The 19,065-nt window shown below is 67.0% G+C and carries 18 protein-coding genes; all 18 read right to left on the reverse strand.

The genetic code is table 11. From position 1 onward, the window contains the following. Positions 1-105: 105 nt before the first annotated feature. On the reverse strand, positions 106-897 hold the full coding sequence (gene fliR, locus H7A87_RS09875) for a flagellar biosynthetic protein FliR (protein WP_053051291.1): 792 nt from the start codon (positions 895-897) through the stop codon (positions 106-108). Between the two features lie 13 nt (positions 898-910). Beyond that, entirely contained in the window at positions 911-1,180 is a 270-nt protein-coding gene (locus H7A87_RS09880) for a flagellar biosynthetic protein FliQ (RefSeq protein WP_005917968.1), read from the reverse strand. 430 nt (positions 1,181-1,610) lie between these two features. Then, positions 1,611-2,456, reverse strand: coding sequence for a flagellar type III secretion system pore protein FliP (gene fliP / locus H7A87_RS09885; RefSeq protein ID WP_119128794.1), 846 nt, complete (start codon positions 2,454-2,456; stop codon positions 1,611-1,613). Between the two features lies 1 nt (position 2,457). Then, positions 2,458-2,865: a flagellar biosynthetic protein FliO gene (gene fliO, locus H7A87_RS09890; protein WP_119128793.1), complete on the reverse strand. Its 408-nt coding sequence runs from the start codon at positions 2,863-2,865 to the stop codon at positions 2,458-2,460. Continuing rightward, a complete protein-coding gene (gene fliN, locus H7A87_RS09895) occupies positions 2,862-3,200 on the reverse strand; it encodes a flagellar motor switch protein FliN (RefSeq protein ID WP_104582708.1) in 339 nt (112 codons plus the stop codon). Before fliN ends, fliO begins: the two co-directional genes overlap by 4 nt. Then, on the reverse strand, positions 3,197-4,210 hold the full coding sequence (gene fliM / locus H7A87_RS09900; protein ID WP_104582707.1) for a flagellar motor switch protein FliM: 1,014 nt from the start codon (positions 4,208-4,210) through the stop codon (positions 3,197-3,199). The genes fliN and fliM overlap by 4 nt, the downstream gene beginning before the upstream one ends. A 10-nt stretch (positions 4,211-4,220) precedes the next feature. After that, the gene (locus H7A87_RS09905) at positions 4,221-4,769 is read right to left on the reverse strand and encodes a flagellar basal body-associated FliL family protein (RefSeq protein ID WP_180496968.1); all 549 of its coding nucleotides are present in this window, start codon (positions 4,767-4,769) and stop codon (positions 4,221-4,223) included. Between the two features lie 165 nt (positions 4,770-4,934). Further along, positions 4,935-6,221 (reverse strand): flagellar hook-length control protein FliK, encoded by a 1,287-nt coding sequence (locus tag H7A87_RS09910; protein ID WP_119128792.1) that lies wholly within the window; start codon positions 6,219-6,221, stop codon positions 4,935-4,937. Continuing rightward, positions 6,218-6,673: a flagellar export protein FliJ gene (gene fliJ / locus H7A87_RS09915; protein WP_104582704.1), complete on the reverse strand. Its 456-nt coding sequence runs from the start codon at positions 6,671-6,673 to the stop codon at positions 6,218-6,220. Before fliJ ends, H7A87_RS09910 begins: the two co-directional genes overlap by 4 nt. A 3-nt stretch (positions 6,674-6,676) precedes the next feature. Beyond that, complete coding sequence (gene fliI / locus H7A87_RS09920; protein WP_104648693.1) at positions 6,677-8,059, reverse strand: flagellar protein export ATPase FliI; 1,383 nt, start codon at positions 8,057-8,059, stop codon at positions 6,677-6,679. Then, positions 8,056-8,676, reverse strand: coding sequence for a FliH/SctL family protein (locus H7A87_RS09925; RefSeq protein ID WP_104582702.1), 621 nt, complete (start codon positions 8,674-8,676; stop codon positions 8,056-8,058). Before H7A87_RS09925 ends, fliI begins: the two co-directional genes overlap by 4 nt. After that, entirely contained in the window at positions 8,673-9,662 is a 990-nt protein-coding gene (gene fliG / locus H7A87_RS09930) for a flagellar motor switch protein FliG (protein ID WP_016904678.1), read from the reverse strand. Before fliG ends, H7A87_RS09925 begins: the two co-directional genes overlap by 4 nt. A 10-nt stretch (positions 9,663-9,672) precedes the next feature. Further along, on the reverse strand, positions 9,673-11,403 hold the full coding sequence (fliF, locus tag H7A87_RS09935) for a flagellar basal-body MS-ring/collar protein FliF (RefSeq protein WP_119128791.1): 1,731 nt from the start codon (positions 11,401-11,403) through the stop codon (positions 9,673-9,675). Positions 11,404-11,416: 13 nt separating this feature from the next. Further along, positions 11,417-11,788 (reverse strand): flagellar hook-basal body complex protein FliE, encoded by a 372-nt coding sequence (gene fliE / locus H7A87_RS09940; protein ID WP_006449786.1) that lies wholly within the window; start codon positions 11,786-11,788, stop codon positions 11,417-11,419. Positions 11,789-12,292: 504 nt separating this feature from the next. Further along, the gene (locus H7A87_RS09945) at positions 12,293-15,802 is read right to left on the reverse strand and encodes a glycosyltransferase (RefSeq protein ID WP_119128879.1); all 3,510 of its coding nucleotides are present in this window, start codon (positions 15,800-15,802) and stop codon (positions 12,293-12,295) included. A gap of 211 nt (positions 15,803-16,013) precedes the next feature. Next, positions 16,014-16,781, reverse strand: coding sequence for an FkbM family methyltransferase (locus H7A87_RS09950; RefSeq protein WP_119128790.1), 768 nt, complete (start codon positions 16,779-16,781; stop codon positions 16,014-16,016). Then, on the reverse strand, positions 16,778-17,641 hold the full coding sequence (locus tag H7A87_RS09955) for a 3-deoxy-manno-octulosonate cytidylyltransferase (RefSeq protein ID WP_232087959.1): 864 nt from the start codon (positions 17,639-17,641) through the stop codon (positions 16,778-16,780). The genes H7A87_RS09950 and H7A87_RS09955 overlap by 4 nt, the downstream gene beginning before the upstream one ends. Further along, entirely contained in the window at positions 17,571-18,845 is a 1,275-nt protein-coding gene (locus H7A87_RS09960) for a hypothetical protein (protein WP_119128788.1), read from the reverse strand. Before H7A87_RS09960 ends, H7A87_RS09955 begins: the two co-directional genes overlap by 71 nt. Between the last annotated feature and the right edge of the window lie 220 nt (positions 18,846-19,065).

Below are 19,065 nucleotides of genomic sequence, written 5' to 3' on the forward strand. Positions count from 1 at the left end.
GTTGGCGTGGGGTGAGTGATGGCGACTGGCGGTATCAATCGTCCTGTGGCGTTGACGGCTGGCCAGGGCGAAACTTGAGGCAGTTCACAGTTACGGATGTGCCCGCTAGGCGGTCAATTCCCTGGCGGCGTCGAAGGCGGTATCGAACATGCGCTGCACGGGCGGGGCAAATTCGCTGGCGAAGCTGGACAGCAGGAACAGCCCCAGCAACACCGTCAACGGCAGGCCCAGCTGCATCGGGTTCAACGCCGGCGCGGCCTTGGCCAGCGCCCCGAAGGCCAGGTTGACCGCCAGCATCGCCACCATCATCGGCAATGCCAGGGTGAGCCCGCCGCGCAGGATCTGCAGGAACAGGGTGGGCGCCACTTCCGCGAATGCGGCGGCGTCGGGGATGGCGGTGCCGATCGGCAGGGCCTTGTAGCTGTCCACCAGCAGCGCGATCACCGCAAGATGGCCGTTGGCCGCGAAGAACAGCAAGCCGAATCCCAGGTAGAACCACTGCGCGATCACCCCGGAGGTCACCCCGCGCAGCGGGTCGGACATCTGCGCGAACGACAGGCCGGTGGACTGCGACACCAGCTCGCCGGCCATCGCGCCGGCCTCGAAGATCAGCTTGAGCATGAAGCCCATGCTGGCGCCCACCGCCAGCTCACGGGCGACGCTGAGCACCGCCTGCGCGGTGAATCCGTCCCAGTCCGGCACCGGCGGCAGCAGCGGCGCCAGCACCATCGACAAGGTGCCGGCCAGCATCACCCGCACCCGTCCCGGTACCGCGCGCGTGCCGATCAGCGGCATCGCGGTCAGCAACGCACCGGTGCGCAGCATCGTCCACATGATCGCCCCGACCATCGCGAACGCGCGCTGGCCGTCGATCACCATCTGGGTGGCAGCATCCATCCGCGCCGGTCCGCTAACCGATCAGATGCGGAATGCGCTGGAACAGCGCAATGGTGAACTCCACCAGATGCCCCAGCAGCATGCTGCCGGTGGCGAACAAGGTGGCCGTCAGCGCGACCGCCTTGGCCACGAAGGCGATGGTCGGCTCGTTCAACTGGGTGGCGGCCTGCACCACACCGATCACGACACCGACGACCAGCACCGCCAGCAACATCGGTCCGGCAATCCACAGGACGGTGACCAGGCCACCACGCAATTCGGTCAGGGCGATTTCAGGGCTCATGGGTGTGGTGATGCAAGTGGGGTGCCAAAGGATGGGATTGGGGATTGGGGATTGGGGAGTCGGGAGTCGGGAGTCGGGAATCGGGAATCGGGAATCGGGAATCGGGAATCGGGAATCGGGAGGCGGGAGGCGGGAGGCGGGAGGAGATTTGAGCTGTGCGACGGGTATGGGCTGACGAAGGTGCGGTCTGCAGAAGCTCGCCCCTCTCCAGCGGGAGAGGGGGGGAGTGAGGGTGCGAGGCGAAGCCACGCGTGTTGGGTGGTTCGGCTGGCGCATTGCGCAGCTGTGCGCTTCGGCCGCTGCACTGGCTACCGCGGTCGTTGTTTGCTCTGCGGTAGCGTCGGCGTTTGCTGCTCGGCCTCGGGACCGCACACCGACGCCGGCAAACCGGGTGGACACGCCGGCAGGCGGCGCGTGTGCAACCGCGCGGCTACGACGCGTTGAAGCTCGCCGCCAACGTGCCGACCACCAGCACCCAGCCGTCGACCAGGATGAACAGCAGGATCTTGAACGGTGCCGAGATCAGCATCGGCGACAGCATCATCATGCCCATCGACATCAGCACGCTGGCGACCACCAGATCGATGATCACGAACGGAATGAAGATCAGAAAGCCGATCTCGAACGCGGTCTTCAGCTCGCTGGTCACGAACGAGGCCACCAGCACCGGGAACGGCACCGCGTCCGGGCCGGCGTACTTGCCGTCGCCGGCCATGCCGGCGAAGGTCATCAGGTCGGTCTCGCGGATCTGCGCCAGCATGAAGGCGCGCAGCGGCTGGGTGGTCAGCGTCCAGGCGGTCTGGAAATCGATCTGGTTGTTGAGGTACGGCGACAAGCCTGCACCCCACATCTTCTGCCACACCGGCATCATCACCAGCGCGGTCAGGAACATCGACAGCCCCAGCAGCACCTGGTTGGACGGGGTCTGGCCGGTACCCAGCGCCTGGCGCAGCAGGCCCAGCACGATGGTGATGCGGGTGAAGGCGGTCAGCACCAGCAGCATCGACGGCAGCAGGGTGATTGCCGTCATCAGCAGCAAGGTCTGCAGCGGCAGGCTCACCGGCTGGTCGCCGATGCGGCCGACGCTGACATTGGGCAACGACGGCAGCTGATTGGCACCGGCGGGCGCGGCCGCCGGCGCTGCGGCGGGAGCGGCGGCCTGGGCCATGGCCGGCAATGCGGCAGGCGCGGCAGCGGCCAGCAGCGGGCAGCTCATCACCAGCAGGATCAGCACCAGGCGGAGGCTACGCCCCCAGCGATTCCAACGACTCAACATGTCACGGGTCCTTGCGCAGCTTCTGTGCCAGCAGCTGGGCGAAATTGGGAAGTTGCTTGAAGTTGGGCAGGGTGGGGGCGGGCGCGGACGGCAGCGGTTCGGACAGGGTGTGCAAGGTGTTGATGCCGCCGGCGGTGACGCCCAGCAGCAATTGCTGGCCGTTGACCTCCACCACCACCACGCGTTCCTTGGCACCCACCGCCAGGCTGGTCACCAACCGCAGGCCCTCGGTATTGCGGAAACCGCTGCCGGGCATGCGCTTGAGCAACCAGCCCAGGCCGACGATCAGCGCGAGCACCAGCAGCAATGCAAAGACCGCGCCAAACAGGCTGGGCGAGGACGGCGCCTGCGCGCCGACCTGGGTGGCCTTGGCCGCGACCGGCGCGGCAGCGGCCAGCAGGCCGATCACCGCAGCCTCCGGATCCGTTCGCTGGGGCTGACCACGTCGGTCAGGCGGATGCCGAAGCGGTCGTTGATGACCACCACTTCGCCATGCGCGATCAGGGTGCCGTTGACGTACACGTCCAGCGGCTCGCCGGCGCCGCGCTCCAGTTCCACCACCGAGCCCTGGTTGAGCTGCAGCAGGTTGCGGATCGGGATGCGCGCGCGGCCCACTTCCAGCGACAGCGTCACCGGCACGTCCAGGATGACGTCCAGGTTGAGGTCGGTGGCGTTCTGGTCGTGCTCCGCCTGCAGGCTGTCGAAGGTGGCGGGCGCGGCGTCGAGGGTGTCGGAGTTGATCATTTGCTGGAGTCCTGGGAGGGAACGGCGCGTGGGGCTTGCACGCCGGGCGGGCGTACGGCGGTGATCTTGACGGCGTTGTTGCCATTGGAAACGCCGAATTCGCCGGTGAACAACGGGATGTCTTCCACGCACAGCGGCACCTGTGCGGGCAGGTCGATCGGCAGGATGTCGCCGACCTTCAGGCCGGTGAGCTGGCGCAGGCTCATGCGCTTGCTGGCCAGCACGCTGGACAGGGTCACCTCGGCGGTGTCCAGCTGCTCGCGCAGCATCACGTTCCAGGAGTCGTCGCGGTCGTTGCGGTCGCTCTGGATGCCGGCATCGAGCAGTTCGCGGATCGGCTCCAGCATCGAATACGGCAGGGTGATGTGGATCTCGCCGCCGCCGCCTTCCAGTTCGACATGGAAACGGCACACCACCACGTACTCGCGCGGGGTGACGATGTTGGCGAAATGCGGGTTGATCTCCGAGTTGATGTACTCGAAGTCCACTTCCATCACCGGCGCCCAGGCTTCCTTCAGGTCGGCGAAGGTCTGCTTGAGCATCAGCTGCACCACGCGCATCTCGGTGGCGGTGAATTCACGGCCTTCGATACGGGTGTGGTAACGGCCGTCGCCGCCGAAGAAGTTGTCCACCACGGTGAACACCAGCGTGGGTTCGAACACGATCAGGCCGGTGCCGCGCAGCGGCTTGAAGCGGATCAGGTTGAGGTTGGTGGGCACATACAGCGAGTGCATGTACTCGTTGAACTTGACCAGGTCGATGCCGCGCACCGACAGGTCGGCCGAGCGCCGGATCAGGTTGAACAGGCCGATGCGCCACAGCCGAGCGAAGCGCTCGTTGACCATCTCCAGGGTCGGCATGCGGCCACGGATGATGCGGTCCTGGCTGGACAGGTCGTACTGGCGCGCCTCGCCGGGCAGCGGCTCCGGCTCGGTGTTGACCGCACCCGAATCCACGCCATGCAGCAGGGCATCGATTTCGTCCTGGGAAAGCAGATCGCTGACGCTCATGGGGCAGGCCTTACTGGGTGACGAAACTGGTGAACAGCAGTTCTTCGACGCACTTCTTGCCGGTCTCGCCGGTCATGACCTTCTGCGCTTCGGCCAGGGCCGCCTTCTGCAGCTTCTGCTTGCCGACCAGGTCGGCCACATCGGCGGCCTTGACCTGCGACAGCAGCATCAGCAGATGCGCGCGGATGGCCGGGGCGTTTTCGGTGATCAGCTTGAGGTCTTCCGGATCGCGGGTGACCAGCTGCACTTCGACCTGCAGGTACTGCGGGCCGTCGCCGGGGTCGGCCAGGTTGACCACGATCGCCGGGTCCATCGGGAAGTACTGCGCCGGCTTGGGCACCTCGGCCACCTTGGGCGCGTCGTGCTTGCCGCCTTTCTCCTCGCCCTTGTGGCCGAAGAAGAACCAGGCGCCGCCGCCGGCCGCGGCCAGCACCACGACCCCGACGGCGATCAGGAGAAGTTTCTTGCCGCCCTTCTTCTTGTCGCCCTTGTCGTCTTTGTCTTCGGTCTTCTTGGGTTTTTCAGCGGCTGCCACAGTCTGCTCCAGGGGAATGCTCACCCAATGGATGCAATTGGCATGCCAATTGCGCGACGGTTTCCTGGCGCACGTGCAGGTTCAACGGCAAAACCCCCGCAAGCCTTGCGCTGCGAGGGTGGGTGGGCGGTGCCGGCACGTGCCGACACGCGGTTTTCGGCCGCGCCGGGACGTTCCCGGCGCGCGGGCTCAGGCGTAGGCGTCCAGCAATCCACGCTGGCGTAGCACCACCGACGGAATTCCGACGGGCGGGCTGTCGTCCAGGCTGAGGCCGTTGCCGTCGCTGCCGCCACCGTTGCGGTTGCCGGACTGGCTCTGCTGTTGCTGGCCGACATCGGCCTGGCCGAGCTGGAAACCGTTCTGCCCGAGCATTTCGCGCAGGCGCGGCAGGCTCTGCTCCAGCGCCTGGCGCACGTCGGCATTGGCGGAGCTGAAGCTGGCATTGACCTTGTCGCCGTCCAGATGCAGCCGCACCTCGACCGGGCCCATCTCGTTCGGGGTCACCTTGATATGCGCATGGCCGATCTTCTGGTCGGCCAGCCAGCTCATGCGCGCGCCGATGGCGTCGTCGAAGCTGTCGCTGCCCATGTCCGGGGTCGGGGTCGGGGTGGGCGAGGCGCTGAACACCGGCGCCGGGTCCTGCAGGCGGCCGAGCGCGGTCGCGGTGGTGGTCTGCAGCACGAACGCCGGGGCGTCCGGCGCTGCCGGGCCGGCGCTGTCGTCGGTGCCCGGCTCCAGGGCCTTGGACGCCATGCTCATCAGCGCAGCCGCCTGGGCGTCGCCGCTCAAGGCGGTGACGGACGTGGGCTTGGCCCCGGTGGCGGCAGCCGGTGCCAGCGCGCCCAACGCGGGCAGGGCGGTGCCGGCGGTCGAGGGTGCAGCGGGGGCGGCCGCGTCGGTCGGCAGCGCGGTTGCGGTCGGCGTGGTGCCGGCGGCAGCGGTCACGCCGGCCGCCAGTGCCGCGGCCGCGGCGGCGAGTACATCGCCACCGGGCAGCGCCTGCGTCAGCAGGCCCATGCCGAAACCGCCCAGGCCCGGCGGTGGCCAGCTGGGGTCGGTGGCGGTGGCCGCGTCGGCCGGCGCGTCTTCGTCGTTGGTTGTGGGCTTGCCGGTCTTGGCGGAGCCGGCGGCGCTGCTGCCGTCGGCGGCAGCCGGTTCCTTGGCGCCGGCCTTGGCGGCCTTGGCATCGCCATCCTGCGCGCGCGGGCGTGCGGTGGCATCGCCGGGCGCATCGTCGCCGTGGTCGTCGTCGCTGCGTTGCCTGTCGGGCTGGTTGGGCTTGGGCGCGGCCTGCTTGGCCGGCACGCGCTCGGGCGCCTGCGGCGGGGCCTGGTTCGGCGTGTTGGCCGGGTTGAGCATGCGCGCGAACTGGTCCTGGCCGGCGTCCGGCTCGGACGAGGGATCGCTGTAGCTGGATTTCTTACCGGTGCTAGCGAGGGCGCCGAGGCCGGCTGCAAAGGCGGACAAGGGGTTCATGCGGATTCTCCGTGGGTATCTTCGCTGCGGGCCAGGCGCGAACGACGCGCGCCGAGGTCGTCCATCTCACGCTGGTCGCGGCGTTCGATCACCTTGTTCTCCTGCGCGCGGTAGCTGGCGGCCAGCTGTTCCAGCACCTGCTTCTCGCGGCTGGCCAGCAGCAGCCGGGTGCGCTCGGCTTCCACCTTGTTGCGGTTGTTTTCCACCGTCTGCGCCTGTTGCAGCACGGCGCTGTCGAGCCGGTCCAGGAAGGCGCGGCGGTTGCTCAGTGCAGCGGCGCTGGTGCCGGCCATGTGGCTGTTGGCGTATTCCTCGGCATAGCGGCGCAGCTCTTCCAGGCGCGACTGGTGGGTGTCCAGGGCGCGCTGACGCTCGGCCAGGTCGCGCGCCACCTTGTCTTCCTGTTCCTGGGCGCGGCGCAGCAGCGGGTCGATCCGTTTGGATTGCATCATGGATTAGTTCTCGGGTTCGACCAGCCGCTGCAACGCGGACAGGCTGTCGGGCAGGTCGGCGGCCCGGTGGACGTCCTGGCCGAGGAATTCGACGATCTCCGGCCAGCGCGCCAATGCTTCGTCGGTGGCCGGATCGCTGCCGCGCTGGTAGGCGCCAATGGCGATCAGGTCGCGGTTGGCGGTGTAGGCCGACAGCAGGCGCTTGAGCTTGCGGATGCGCAGGCGCCAGGTGTCGTCGGCGATGTCCTGCACCACACGGCTGACCGAGGATTCGACGTCGATGGCCGGGTACAGGCCGCTGTCGGCAACCCGGCGCGAGAGCAGAATGTGGCCGTCGAGAATGGCGCGCGCGGCGTCGGCGATCGGGTCCTGCGGGTCGTCGCCTTCGGTCAGCACGGTGTAGAAGGCGGTGATCGAGCCGCGCCCCTTGGCGCCGTTGCCGGCCCGTTCGACCAGCGCCGGCAATTTGGCGAACACCGACGGCGGGTAGCCGCGGGTGGTCGGCGGCTCGCCGACTGACAGGCCGATCTCGCGCTGCGCCTGGGCGAAACGGGTCAGCGAGTCCATCAGCAGCAGCACGTTCAGGCCCTGGTCGCGGAACCATTCGGCGATGGCGGTGGCGCGGTAGGCGCCATGCAGGCGCGCCAACGGCGGGCGGTCGGCCGGGGCGGCCACGACCACGGCGCGGCGCAGGCCTTCTTCGCCCAGCGTGGTTTCGACGAAGTCGCGCACTTCGCGGCCACGTTCGCCGATCAGCCCGACCACGATGACGTCGGCCGAGGTAAAGCGGGTCATCATGCCGAGCAGCGTCGATTTACCGACGCCGGAGCCGGCGAACAGGCCCACACGCTGGCCACGGCCGATCGGCAGCAGTGCGTTGATCGCGCGCACGCCGACATCCAGCGAGGTGGTGATCGGCTCGCGCGCCAGCGGGTTGATCGACACGCCGGCCATGCTGACGCTGCCTTCGCCGCGGATCGGGCCCTTGCCGTCCAGCGGGGTGCCGTCGCTGTCGATGACGCGGCCGAGCAGGCCTTCGCCCACTTCCACGCCGCCGCGGCGCCGCGAGGGCACCACGCGGGCGTTCGGCAGCAGGCCATGCAGTTCGGCGCTGGGCATCAGGTAGGTGCGTTCGCCGGCAAAGCCGACCACTTCGGCATCGACCCAGCCGCCGTCGACCTCGACCTTGCAGGTGGCACCCATCGGCGCCTCGCAGCCGGTGGCTTCCAGGGTCAGGCCGACCGCGCGACGCAGGATGCCTTCGCGGATCAGGGTGCGCCCGGCCGTGGGTTCCAGCCCGAGGCCGCCCAGGCGGGTGGCCAGGCGCAGGTTGCGCGCGTCCAGCCAGTCGGCCGGGGCCGGGGTGGTGCCCAACAGGTCGCTCACAGGCCCGCTCCGGATTTGCGCATGACCGTCTCCAGCGCGGCCCGCAGGCGCGCATCCAAGGTGCCGTCCACGCGCACGCTCTCGGCGTGCACGCGCAGGTCGCCGCGGCTCAGGCTCAGGTCCGGGGCCACGCGGGTGGTGCTGCTGGGCGCCAGATGCGGCAGCAGCGCGGTGATGTCGTCCGGGTGCAGGCGCACTTCCACCTCGCGGCCGGCCCCGCCGACTGCGTCGATGGCCTCGTGCACCAGCTCGGCCAGCAACTGCGGGTCGGCCTGATAGGCACGCCCGACCAGCGAACCGGCGATGCGCACGGCCAGCTCGCCGAGCGCGCCGACCACTTCGTTCTCCAGCCGCGCCAGCGGGCGGGTGAAGTTGTCCAGGATGCCGTCGATCTGCGCGGTCAGGCGGCGCACCTCCGACTGGCCCTGGGCAAAGCCGTCGGCATGTCCACGCGCAAAGCCTTCCTGCTGGGCGGCGTCTTCGATGGCCTGGATCTCTTCCAGGGTCGGCGGACGCAGCACCGGCTCGTACACCGCTGGTTCGTCGAATTCCGGCTCCGGCGGGGCCGGCTCCAGGTGCAGGTCGGGGGCCAGCCAGCGGGTGACGATGTCGGTCATACCATCGCCTCCGCGCCGGCGCCGCCCAGGCTGATGGCGCCTTCGTCAGCCAGGCGGCGGACGATGGTGAGGATTTCCTTCTGCGCCGCTTCCACGTCGGCCAGGCGCACCGGGCCGCGCGCTTCCATGTCCTCGAGCAGGATCTCGGCCGCGCGCTGGGACATGTTGCGGGTGATCTTCTCGCGCACCTTGACGTCGGCGCCGCGCAGGGCCAGCCCCAGGCGCTCGCCGGAGACTTCGCGCAGCAGCGTCTGCAGGCCGCGGTCGTCCAGGTCCACCAGGTTGTCGAACACGAACATCAGGTCCTGGATCTTGCCGGCCAGGTCGGCGTCGATCTTGCCGATCTCGCCCAGCACGCCCTGGTCGGCGCCGGTGTCCAGGAAGTTGAGGATGTTGGCGGCCACCTTGATGCCGCCCACGTTGGACGACTTGAGGTTCTGGTTGCCGGAAAACTGGCGTTCCATGATGTCGTTGAGCTCGCTCAGCGCATTGGGCGGGATGCCGTCCAGGGTGGCGATGCGCAGCAGCACGTCGGCGCGGGTGCGCTCGGGCAGCAGCTTCAGGGCCTCGGCGGCCTGGTCGCTGTCCAGATGCGCCATGACGATGGCGATGATCTGCGGGTGCTCGTTGCGCACCAGGTCGGCCACCGCGCGCGGGTCCATCCACTTCAGGGTGTCCAGGCCGGTGGTGTTGCGGCCGAGCAGGATGCGGTCGATCAGGCCACCGGCCTTGTCGGCGCCCAGTGCCTGGATCAGCACGTTGCGGATGTAGTCGTCGGCGCCCACGCCCAGCGAGGTCTTGCCGGCCAGTTCGCCGTTGAACTCGTCCATGACCTTCTCGACCTGGTCGCGCGAGATGCCGGTCATGGTGGCCATGGCGATGCCGATCTTCTGCACCTCCTTGGGGTCCATGTGCTTGAGCACTTCGGCGGCGTCGCTTTCCCCAAGCGACAGCAACAGCACGGCGGCGCGCTGTACGCCGGTCATCGGTGGTGTATCAGGCTTCACTGGCGACCCATCCCTTCACGACTTGTGCGACACGTTTTGAATCGGCTTTGACTGCTTCGCGTGCGAGGCGCATGCGTTCTTCGTAGGCGTCCGGCAGCGCGATCGGGGTCTTGCGGTCCTGACCGAGCTGGGCGGTGTCCTCTTCCAGGCGCGGCATCAGGTCGTCATCGTCGACCATCCGCACGTCGGCGCTCTGCGGAGTGCCATCGTTGCCGCCCTTGGCCTGCTTTTCCTTGATCGCGGTCACGCCGGTGAGCTGGCGCAGGGTGGGGCGCACCACGCCGAACAGCAGCGCCAGCACCACCACCGCACCGACCAGCAGGCGCAGACCGTTCTGCACGCGCGGGTCTTCCCACCACTTCGGACCTTCCTCGCCGGCCACCGCTTCGCGCACGAACGGGGCGTTCATCACCGACACCGTGTCGCCACGGGCCGCGTCGAAGCCCACCGCCTGCTTGACCAGGCCCTCGATGCGGGTGAGCTCGGCGGCCGTCAGCGGCTGCTCGACCATCTTGCCCTTGGCACCGGGGCGCGGGACGTTGTCCAGCAGCACCGCCACCGACACCCGCTTGATGCGGCCGGCCGGCTGACGGGTGTGTTGCAAGGTCCGGTCCAATTCGTAATTGCGGGTGGCGCTCTTGGAACTTTCGGTCGGCGCGGCCGGTGCGGCGGCCTGGCCATTGGCAGCGGCCGGGGTGCCGGGTGCGCCGGCAGTGGCGTTTGCGGCCGGCGCCGGTGGCTGGCCGGGGCTGTTGCTGGTGGCGCCCGGCGGGCCTTGCGGGCCGGTGGCGCTGGTGCTGGTGTCGCTGACCTGCTCGCTGCGCAGCTTGGCCGGCTCGCCGTTGTAGAGTTCGCGGGCTTCCTCGACCACCGAGAAGTCCATGTCCACGCTGACTTCCGGGTTGACCCGGCCCGGGCCGGTCATCGGCTCGAGCAGCTCGCGGATACGCTGATTGTAGGAGCTTTCCTGGCGACGCACCTGTTCGAACTGGGCGGCGTGCTGGGCGGCGTCGCTGTTGGGATCGGCGATGGAGAGCATGCGGCCGCTCTGGTCGACCACGGTGACGCGCTCGGGGGTCATGTCCGGGATGCTGGAGGCGACCAGATTGACGATGGCGTCGACCTGGTTGCGTTCCAGGCCCTGGCCGCCGCGCAGCTCCAGCACCACCGAGGCGCTGGCCACATCACGCTGGCGGGTGAAGGCGCTGGGCTTGGGAATGGCCAGGTGCACGCGGGCTTCGCGCACCGGGCGCAGGGTGCCGATGGTGCGCGACAACTCGGTCTCCAGGGCGTGCTGGTAGCGGGCGTTTTCGACAAACTGGCTGACGCCGAAGCCGGGGTCCTTTTCCATCAGCTCGAAGCCGCCGCCGGTTTCCTTGCCGGTCAGGCCGGAGCCGGCCAGCTTCAGGCGGGCGTCGTACAGACGGTCCTGCGGCACCGAGATGGCGCCGGTGTCCTGGTCGATCTTGAACGGGATCTGCGCGGTGCGCAGCAGGTCGGCCGCTTCGGCATTGCCCTTGTCGTCCAGGCCGGTGTACAGCGACTGGTAACCGGGCTTCTGCGACCAGAAGAACACTGCCAGACCGGCCGCCACCGCCACGGCGATCATCGCCATCATGGTCAGCTTGCGGGTGATCTGCAGGCTGCGGACACGGTCGAACCATTGCCCCGCCTTTTCGGCGTTCTGGTTCATGTTTTCTTTGGTGATCGCGAGAGCCATGTGTCGTCAACCCTTACAGCGGCATGTTCATGACGTCCTGATAAGCCTGGACGAGACGGTTGCGGACTTCCACGGTGGCGCGGAAAGCCACCTGGGACTGCTGGGAGGCGACCATGACCCGTGCCAGATCGGCACTGGGGTCGCCCATTTCAAAGGCCTTGGCCAGCGCGCCGGACTTCTGCTGGGCCTCGTTGACGCCGCCGATGGCGCCGCGCAAGGTCTCGCTGAAGCTCGGTGCCTGGGTGGCCGGTGTTCCCTGCGTGCCGGCCAGCCCCTGGATCTGATTGCCGCGCGCCGCATCGCCCACCGCGCCCATCGGGCCTTGGCCCATCTGCGTCTGGTAGCTGCGGATCTGCGAGAGGATGGAGGTAACGGAGTCGCTCATGGGTGCGGTCAGCCAGGGAGGCATCCACACCAATGCAAGCGGCGTGCCGAAACTGCGCCGGGATTCCGGCGCGGGACGTTCCTGGGGCGCCTGTCACGAGCACGTCGCAGCGATTCCGGCCCCCATCCGCCCTTCGGGCACCTTCCCCCGCACGCGGGGGAAGGGAGCCGATGGTGGTCAGCTGCAGTGCACCCACAGATCACGCGCAGCCAAGGTTTTCCCTTCCCCCGTCGCGCGCAGCCAATGCTTTCCCTTCTCCCGCGGGCGGGAGAAGGTGGCGCGTAGCGCCGGATGAGGGCGGCACTGTCAATTGCCACGCCGCTGCATGCATGGCAACGCGCGGACTGGCGTGTGGTCGCATGCCCCATCCGCCCTTCGGGCACCTTCCCCCGCACGCGGGGAAAGGGAGCCGGCAGGCGACCAGCGGCAGGGCGACCGAGAGGTTACGCGCAGCCAGGCATCCGTTCTACCGCAAGCGGGAGAACGCTGAAGCGGCGTGCCAGGCTAGTCGGGCAACCAAGCCGCCCGCCAGGTATCCAGGTTGCTGCCGCGCAACATCCAGTCGCGGCGCACCACGTCACGCAATGCCGCGCCTTTTGCCGCCGAAGCGGCCGGGTCGGCCAAATGCTCACGGATCGCGCCGATCCAGTCGCGGTAGCGGTTCTTTACCAGGGTCACCGGCAGGCTGCCCTGGTAGCAGCGCACGTCGCTGGCGATGACCGGGTAGCCGCAGGCGCCGTACTCCAGCAGGCGCAGATTGCTCTTGCACTCGTTGAACAGGTTTTGTTCCACCGGCGCCAGCGCCAGGTCCAGATCCAGCGCCGCCAGTGCGGCCGGGTAGTGGTCGATCGGCACGCCGGGCTGGAACTGATGGATGTGCTGGCGCAGCGCGAACGGGTACATCCCCATGAACACCCATTCGACCTCGTCGGCCAGCTCGCGCACCACATCGGCGATCAGTTCCAGGTCGCCGGTGTGGCTGGCGCCGCCGGCCCAGCCGATGCGCGGCTTGCCGCCCTGGCGTTCCTTACGGTCGGACCGCGCGGGCAGGTGTTCCCACCAATGCGGCGGCAGGCGGTTCTCGGCCACGCGGATGTCGCTGTGCAACCCGGCGAATGCCTCGGCCAGCGCCTGGGTGGACACCACGAAGCGGTCCACCATGCCCAGCCCACGCCGCACTGTCTTGAGGATGTCCTTGGGCATGTGCTCGCGATGCGCATTCTTCAGCGGCAGGTTGGGCAGATAGTCGTCCAGCTCATAGACCTTGAACGCGCGCGACAGCGCCTGCATCCGCCGCATCGCTTCCAGTCGCGGCTCGCCGACCTGGCGTTGCAGGATCACCACGTCGGGATCCTGACGCGCCAGCTCGCTGATCTCCAGATAGCCGTTGAACAGCACGCCTTCGACCATGCCGGCCTCGCGCAGGGCGCGCAGCGGCTGGATCACCCGGTAGTGGCCGCAGCCTTCGACATCGGCGGGCAGCGCGATCATCGTCGGCAGCGGTCGCCACGACTGCAATGGCCGCCAACTGGCGCGCGGGTCGGCCAGCTGGAAGCCGGCGCCGGGATCCAGCGAGAAGCCCGGGTTGTAGGCCGGGTCGTTGGCCATCACCGGTAGCCAGCGCGCATACATCGCTTCTTCTTCGAGTGCGGTGGCGGGCGTTGCGTCGGGAGGATCGATCAGCAGCTGCGCGCGCGCGGCGTAGACATTGAGATAGCCGGCCTGCTGCAGGCGCAGGCACAGATCGACATCGCTCCATTGCGCCAGCGCCGGCTCCTGCGCAAAGCCGCCGGCGTCCAGGAACAGCTGGCGCGGCAGCATCAGGCATTCGCCACTGAGCGCGCTGTAGTTCTGATCCAGCTGCAGGCGTTGCAGATAGCCGGAGTCGTCGAACGCGGCACCTTCGAACGCGCGTGCTGCCGGTGCCCCCAGGCCCAGCAGCAAGCCGGCGTGATGCACGGTGCCGTCACCGCGCAGCAGCTTGCCGGCCACCGCGCCGACCTCCGGGCGCAGCGCGTGGTTGAGCAGCTGCGCCAGCCAATCGGACTTGATCGCCGCGGCGCCCGCTGCCAGCCACACCAGCAGCTCCCCGCGCGCCTGCCCGGCCGCCGCATTGCAGGCCGCCTCGCGCGAGGGCGCACCGTCGAAGCGCAGCACGCGGATCTGCTGCAGGCCAAGGTTGTCGATGCCCGCCAGCCAGTCGCGCAGCGCCGGCCCGGCGCTGTCGCCGCGATCCAGCAACAGCAGCTCGTAATGCGGGTAGCCGGTGTTGGCGAGCACGCTTTCCAGGCAGCGTTGCAGCTGCGCCAGGCGGCCATCCACCAGCACCAGAATGCTGACCAGCGGCTGCTGTGCATGGCGGTAATCCACCGCGTGCCGGCCGGGGCCATTGCTGCTCACCACCGCGTCCACGTATCCGCGCGCGGCAAGATGGCGGCTGATGGCGCGCTGCTGGTCTTCGTCGCCATGCCGCGTGCTGGCCGATGCCACCAGCAAGGGTTCGGCGATGTGCTGGACGCAGGCCAGGCCGTAGCGTTCGACCAGCCCCAGCTGGTAATCCAGTTCGAAGGCGTCGCCCGCTCCAGCCGGAAAACCGCCATCGGCAACCAGCGTGGGGTGCCGGAACAGCCAGTGCCGCGACATCGTCGACGGCGCACTCAGCAACATGTCCAGATACAGCGCCGGCCGCATCGCCAGCCCCAGCTGGCCACCGTCCAGCGCGACCACTTCATCGGCGTAGATGGCCTGACACGCGTCCGGCAGCGCAAGCATCTCCAGCGCCACGACCAGCAGGCCGCTGGCGGTGAACAGGCTGCCGGCCTCGACCAGCAGTACCCAGTCGATGGACTGTTGTGCGGCGATGGTCCGGTTGAGCGTGGACACCAGCCCGTCCGGGCCGACCAGCACACCGCGCTCGCCGTGCTCGGCGGCCTGCTGCGGGGAGCTGCTGAGCACCCAGGTCTGCTGATTCGGATAACACGCCACCGCTGCCAGGCTGGCCTGGGTTGCGGCCACCGCTGCCGCGTCGCCGTCGCTGTCGACCACGATCACTGCGATCTGCGGGCCGCCCGCATGCGCCTGCAAACGCGCATCGATCAAGGCGCGCTGCACGGTGCTGGGATGACGCACCCCCAACCAGGTGGCCGGCGACACGCGCTCGGCCATTCCTGCGCTCTGCATCAACGCGTTGACCAGATCCACCGACTTGAACACGCGTGCCTTGTGCGGGCTGAGCGGGGCGACGCGCACCTGGCGGTTGTCTCCGCTCTCGCGCCGCCAGCCCAACTGGCGGATGCCCTGGCGCAGGTCTTCGTGACCCTGGTCGCCGACCCCGACCTGATCGCGGCCGGCCTGACTGAACTGCACGCTGGACACGCGAAAGTGCGTGAGCGGGCTGGACAGCAAGGCCAGGTTACCGTGACGCAGCAGCTTGACGTAGATCGCCAGGTCGCCGACCCAGTGGATGGCCTTGCCGTTCAACATCATCAGCTCATTGCCCAGCGCCACCAGGTCGGCGCGCCGTGCAAGCACGCAACTCGGCTCGCCGATGAAGTTGATGGCATGGTCGGCCAGGAGCGACACCAGCTCCGGCCCGTCGATCAGCACGTCCTCGCCGAACGAAAAGCTGGTGGCCAGGATGTCGGGCAACGGGGCGCCGTCATCGTCGATCCGCAGCCGGCGCGAGGATGCCAGCGCGGTGCCGGGGTTGCGTTCCATCGCCGACACCAATTGCGCAATGCAGTCCGGCTGCAGCACATCGTCGTCATGCAGGAACTTGACGTACTCGCCTTGCGCCAGGCCAATGCCCTTGATGGTGCTGCCGAGTTCGCCCAGTCGCGCCGGATTGCGGTGGTAGCGGATCGGGAAGGGAGCGCTCGCCAGGCGCGGCGCCAGCACAGCCTCAATCGCGCCATCGCCATTGTCGTCGCAGATCACCAGCTCCAACGCCGTGTAGGTCTGCGCCAGCACGCTGTCCAGCGCCTGCGCGACATAGCGCGGCTTGTAGGCGGGCATGACGATGCTCACCAGGGCGTTGGGCGTCATCGGCGATCGATTGGCTTGAACAGTCACAGGTGGATCCAAGGCGTGGAACGGGGAGGGCGGAGCGCCCCATCGTGCGCCAGTAGATAGCGCACCTGGGTGGGATTCAACCTGGCCGGTCATGCAATAAGCGTGCCGTCGGTGGTGCGATGGCAACCTGACCGGCAGCGGCACGCAGTCGCCCTTAGGGCTGAGGACGATCTCGCGGTTGTGCTGAGTCTTTGCGATACACCGCCTCGATCCAATCGGTACGCAAGCTCTTTGGGTTCTTCGACAGTTTGGCGATGTCCCACAACGAAAAGCCGGCCGCCTGCATCAGGTTGACCACCTCGACGAAGCTGTTGGTCTTGCCGTAGAAATCGTAAAGGCCGATCTCGATCACTGCGCAGTCGGTGTGCTGCAGGATCGCAGTTGCACCCTCCAGCACCTGTCGCTCGAACCCCTGCACATCGATCTTGAGAATGTGTACCTGGGCGATCCCCAGCAAGAGGCAGGCATTGTCGAGGGTGGTTTTGCTGACCACAATTTCCTCATTCGTCGCCTGCCGCGCATAGCCGAGCGAGTCGGTGGAATCCGCGTTGATCGGCAGCAACCCGCCCAGGTGCGAGATGCTCTGCCGGTAGTAATGACCGACTTCTTCCTTCTCGCCCAATGCAACGCACCTGGTGGTCGTGCCGAACTGTGCAGCCACTTTTTCCAGCTCGGCAAAATTCTGCGGATCTGGCTCGAACGAATACATCTGGCAATCCGGATAGATCGACTTGAAGTGCTGGATCGACTCGCCGCGATGCGCACCCACGTCCAGCACCACCGGCGCGTCGGTCTTCAGTAACTGGTCGAAGAAGCGACGTGGGGAATACGCCTGGGCATGCGCCTGGTTTCTGAGATCGGATGTGCCGCAGATGGGCGAATGCATGCCGGGCTGCGTGTCGGACGTCTCATCCTGGCTCATGGCGCGTTCTGCTCGCCGAGCTGCATCATGCGCAGTGCCGCTTCCACCCGCACTACATCAGCCGGCGTATCCACCGCGATCGACTGGTTGCTCATCTGCACCATGCGCACTTCGAAGCCGAGTTCGAGAAAGCGCAGGATCTCGATATCCTCGATTTCTTCCAGGGGGGTCTTGCAAGGCACCGATGCAAACGCCTGCAATGCCTGCCTGGGAAACGCATAGGCGCAGACCTGCCGCCAGGCGTGCCGGAACTCGCCTTGCTTGGTGACCGGGATTGCCGCGCGCGACATGTACAGCAAACGCCCATCCGGGCGAACGACCACTTTGGGCACGCTCGGATTGCGGAACTCGTCGATGTTGGCGACCGGGCAGTAACCGTTGATCACATCACTCGGCGCTGCTGCCGCAGCGTCTATCAGCAGGCGTAGGTCTTGTGGATTGAATAGCGGATCGTCACCCTGCACATTGATGTAGGTGTCCACGTCGAGCTGTTGTGCAACTTCGGCAACGCGATCGGTGCCGGTCAGGCAGGCACTGGAGGTCAGCAGGGTGCGGATGCCGGCCTGCTCGCAGGTACGTTGAATCACATCGCAGTCGGTGGCGACCAGAATCTGCTCGGCCGGCGCCGCCTTGGCGCACTGTTGATAGGTGCGCACGATCATGGGCACACCGCCCAGCTCGATCAACGGTTTTCCGGGCAGGCGCGAAGAGTCGCGTCGCGCGGGGATGATGATGGCGTAAGTCATAGAAGCCTCCTGGCAACCGATGGCGTTGAGTGGCGAGGGCGGCTCAGCCAACTCTGCCTTGCCAAAAATCGGTGGAGTTGAGCTCCAGCCGGCTGACTGCCTCGGCAGCCTCAAGTACCGCATCGGTGTCAGTGAACAGCCGGTTCCACAAGTCCGTCGAGAAACCGTAGCTATTGTCGCGCGCTACATTGAACAACGACACGAGCTTCAATGACGTCCAGCTCATCTGTGGCTCCAATGCCAGCAGACGGGACTTTGCAAAACGGTAGCTATCGACCAGGGTCTCGGCCGGAAATCCGAGCTGGCGTGCGTAGCTCTTCCACAACGACGATTCGAAGGCGTATTGGCTCAGCTGTTGAAAATGCCGATCGGGTGCAAGTTCGTTCATTGGAGAAAATTCGTCGTCCGCATAATTCGCCGGTCGCGGATCCTCTGGCGTCGACCACAATGCCAGCATGTCCTGCGTCCTGCCAAGCATGGCTTTCTCGGTGAAAAGGAACGGGATGTTTCGAAACCCTGCTCCCAAAGAAATTGCGATTTTTCCTTGATTGCGTTTGCCTCTGAAATGGACATTGATGGCGTCGTGCGTTGAGCCGGTCAGCACGTTGTCGCTACGGCAACGCACCGCAAACGCGATGCCTTGCTCGGCCAAATGCTCCACGCCCAGACGTGCGGAACGCAGCACCGCATTGCGGTAGTGCAGGCCCAGATTGTCCGGCTGAGGCACCAGAATCAGCTTATCCAGCCAGGGCCTGCAGCGGTCCAGTAGCGCACTTGGTTGGTGGTCCCAGGTCACCATGCACTGGTACGCCCAAGGGAAACGCAGACGATTCCAGGCCAGCACCAGGGGCGTAAAGTCGAACGCTAGCCCCTGCACGAAGATGCCGGTATCCGGCTTGGTCAGTTGTCGGGACAGTTGCAGCTCGGGCAACAGGCGCGAGAAATCCTGCAATTCCTGCAACAGTGCAACGCTGCCCTGGCCGTATTCGACGGCACGTACCGTGCGGAAACGGCCATGTGCCTTTGCAATCTGGTTCATCACCTCTGCGGCGTGATTGGAGAAGATGACGATCAGCACATCGTCGACCGATTCCTCCTCCAGTGCCGAAGGTGGTCTGACCGGCAGGCCATGGACAGTTGTGCCCTGATTCTCCGGCCGCGGACAGATGGTGTACTGCAAGTTCAACTGCTGGGCGATGGCTGGATAGAAATCACGGAAGAACTGTCCTGCCCCCCAGCCGATCAACTTGGTGTTGCGCAGATTCAGTCCTGGATATTTGATCGTGGCTCGCTCGATCGAGCCGACTGCTAACGCCATGACAGGGCTTCCTTATGTACTTTGCTGGTCTTATCAGTGTCATTGAATTCGGAGATGCTGTTGTTCTTCGTCGAGCAGCATCGCGCCGATTGCGATTGCGATTATCCAGCGCCATGTCACGATCGAGTCGGCGACATGGCGCTGGGCGCCTGACGGATGCGGCGTAGGCGGTCATCGTCGGACAAAGCGGGCCGCGCACATCGCGACGATTTTTTAAGCC

It is taken from the genome of Xanthomonas sp. CPBF 426 (assembly GCF_903989465.1).
GTDB classification, from domain to species: Bacteria; Pseudomonadota; Gammaproteobacteria; order Xanthomonadales; family Xanthomonadaceae; genus Xanthomonas; species Xanthomonas euroxanthea.

Bases quoted from the DNA above. Each gene is read 5' to 3' on its own strand.
- H7A87_RS09950 (WP_119128790.1), bottom strand. From the start codon at position 16,781: ATGAGCCAGGATGAGACGTCCGACACGCAGCCCGGCATGCATTCGCCC.
- fliM (WP_104582707.1), bottom strand. From the start codon at position 4,210: ATGAGCGTCAGCGATCTGCTTTCCCAGGACGAAATCGATGCCCTGCTG.
- fliE (WP_006449786.1), bottom strand. From the start codon at position 11,788: ATGAGCGACTCCGTTACCTCCATCCTCTCGCAGATCCGCAGCTACCAG.
- fliP (WP_119128794.1), bottom strand. From the start codon at position 2,456: ATGTTGAGTCGTTGGAATCGCTGGGGGCGTAGCCTCCGCCTGGTGCTG.
- H7A87_RS09910 (WP_119128792.1), bottom strand. From the start codon at position 6,221: ATGAACCCCTTGTCCGCCTTTGCAGCCGGCCTCGGCGCCCTCGCTAGC.
- H7A87_RS09925 (WP_104582702.1), bottom strand. From the start codon at position 8,676: ATGACCGACATCGTCACCCGCTGGCTGGCCCCCGACCTGCACCTGGAG.
- fliN (WP_104582708.1), bottom strand. From the start codon at position 3,200: ATGATCAACTCCGACACCCTCGACGCCGCGCCCGCCACCTTCGACAGC.
- fliG (WP_016904678.1), bottom strand. From the start codon at position 9,662: ATGACCGGCGTACAGCGCGCCGCCGTGCTGTTGCTGTCGCTTGGGGAA.
- H7A87_RS09945 (WP_119128879.1), bottom strand. From the start codon at position 15,802: ATGCCCGCCTACAAGCCGCGCTATGTCGCGCAGGCGCTGGACAGCGTG.
- fliR (WP_053051291.1), bottom strand. From the start codon at position 897: ATGGATGCTGCCACCCAGATGGTGATCGACGGCCAGCGCGCGTTCGCG.
- fliJ (WP_104582704.1), bottom strand. From the start codon at position 6,673: ATGATGCAATCCAAACGGATCGACCCGCTGCTGCGCCGCGCCCAGGAA.
- H7A87_RS09960 (WP_119128788.1), bottom strand. From the start codon at position 18,845: ATGGCGTTAGCAGTCGGCTCGATCGAGCGAGCCACGATCAAATATCCA.
- fliF (WP_119128791.1), bottom strand. From the start codon at position 11,403: ATGGCTCTCGCGATCACCAAAGAAAACATGAACCAGAACGCCGAAAAG.
- H7A87_RS09880 (WP_005917968.1), bottom strand. From the start codon at position 1,180: ATGAGCCCTGAAATCGCCCTGACCGAATTGCGTGGTGGCCTGGTCACC.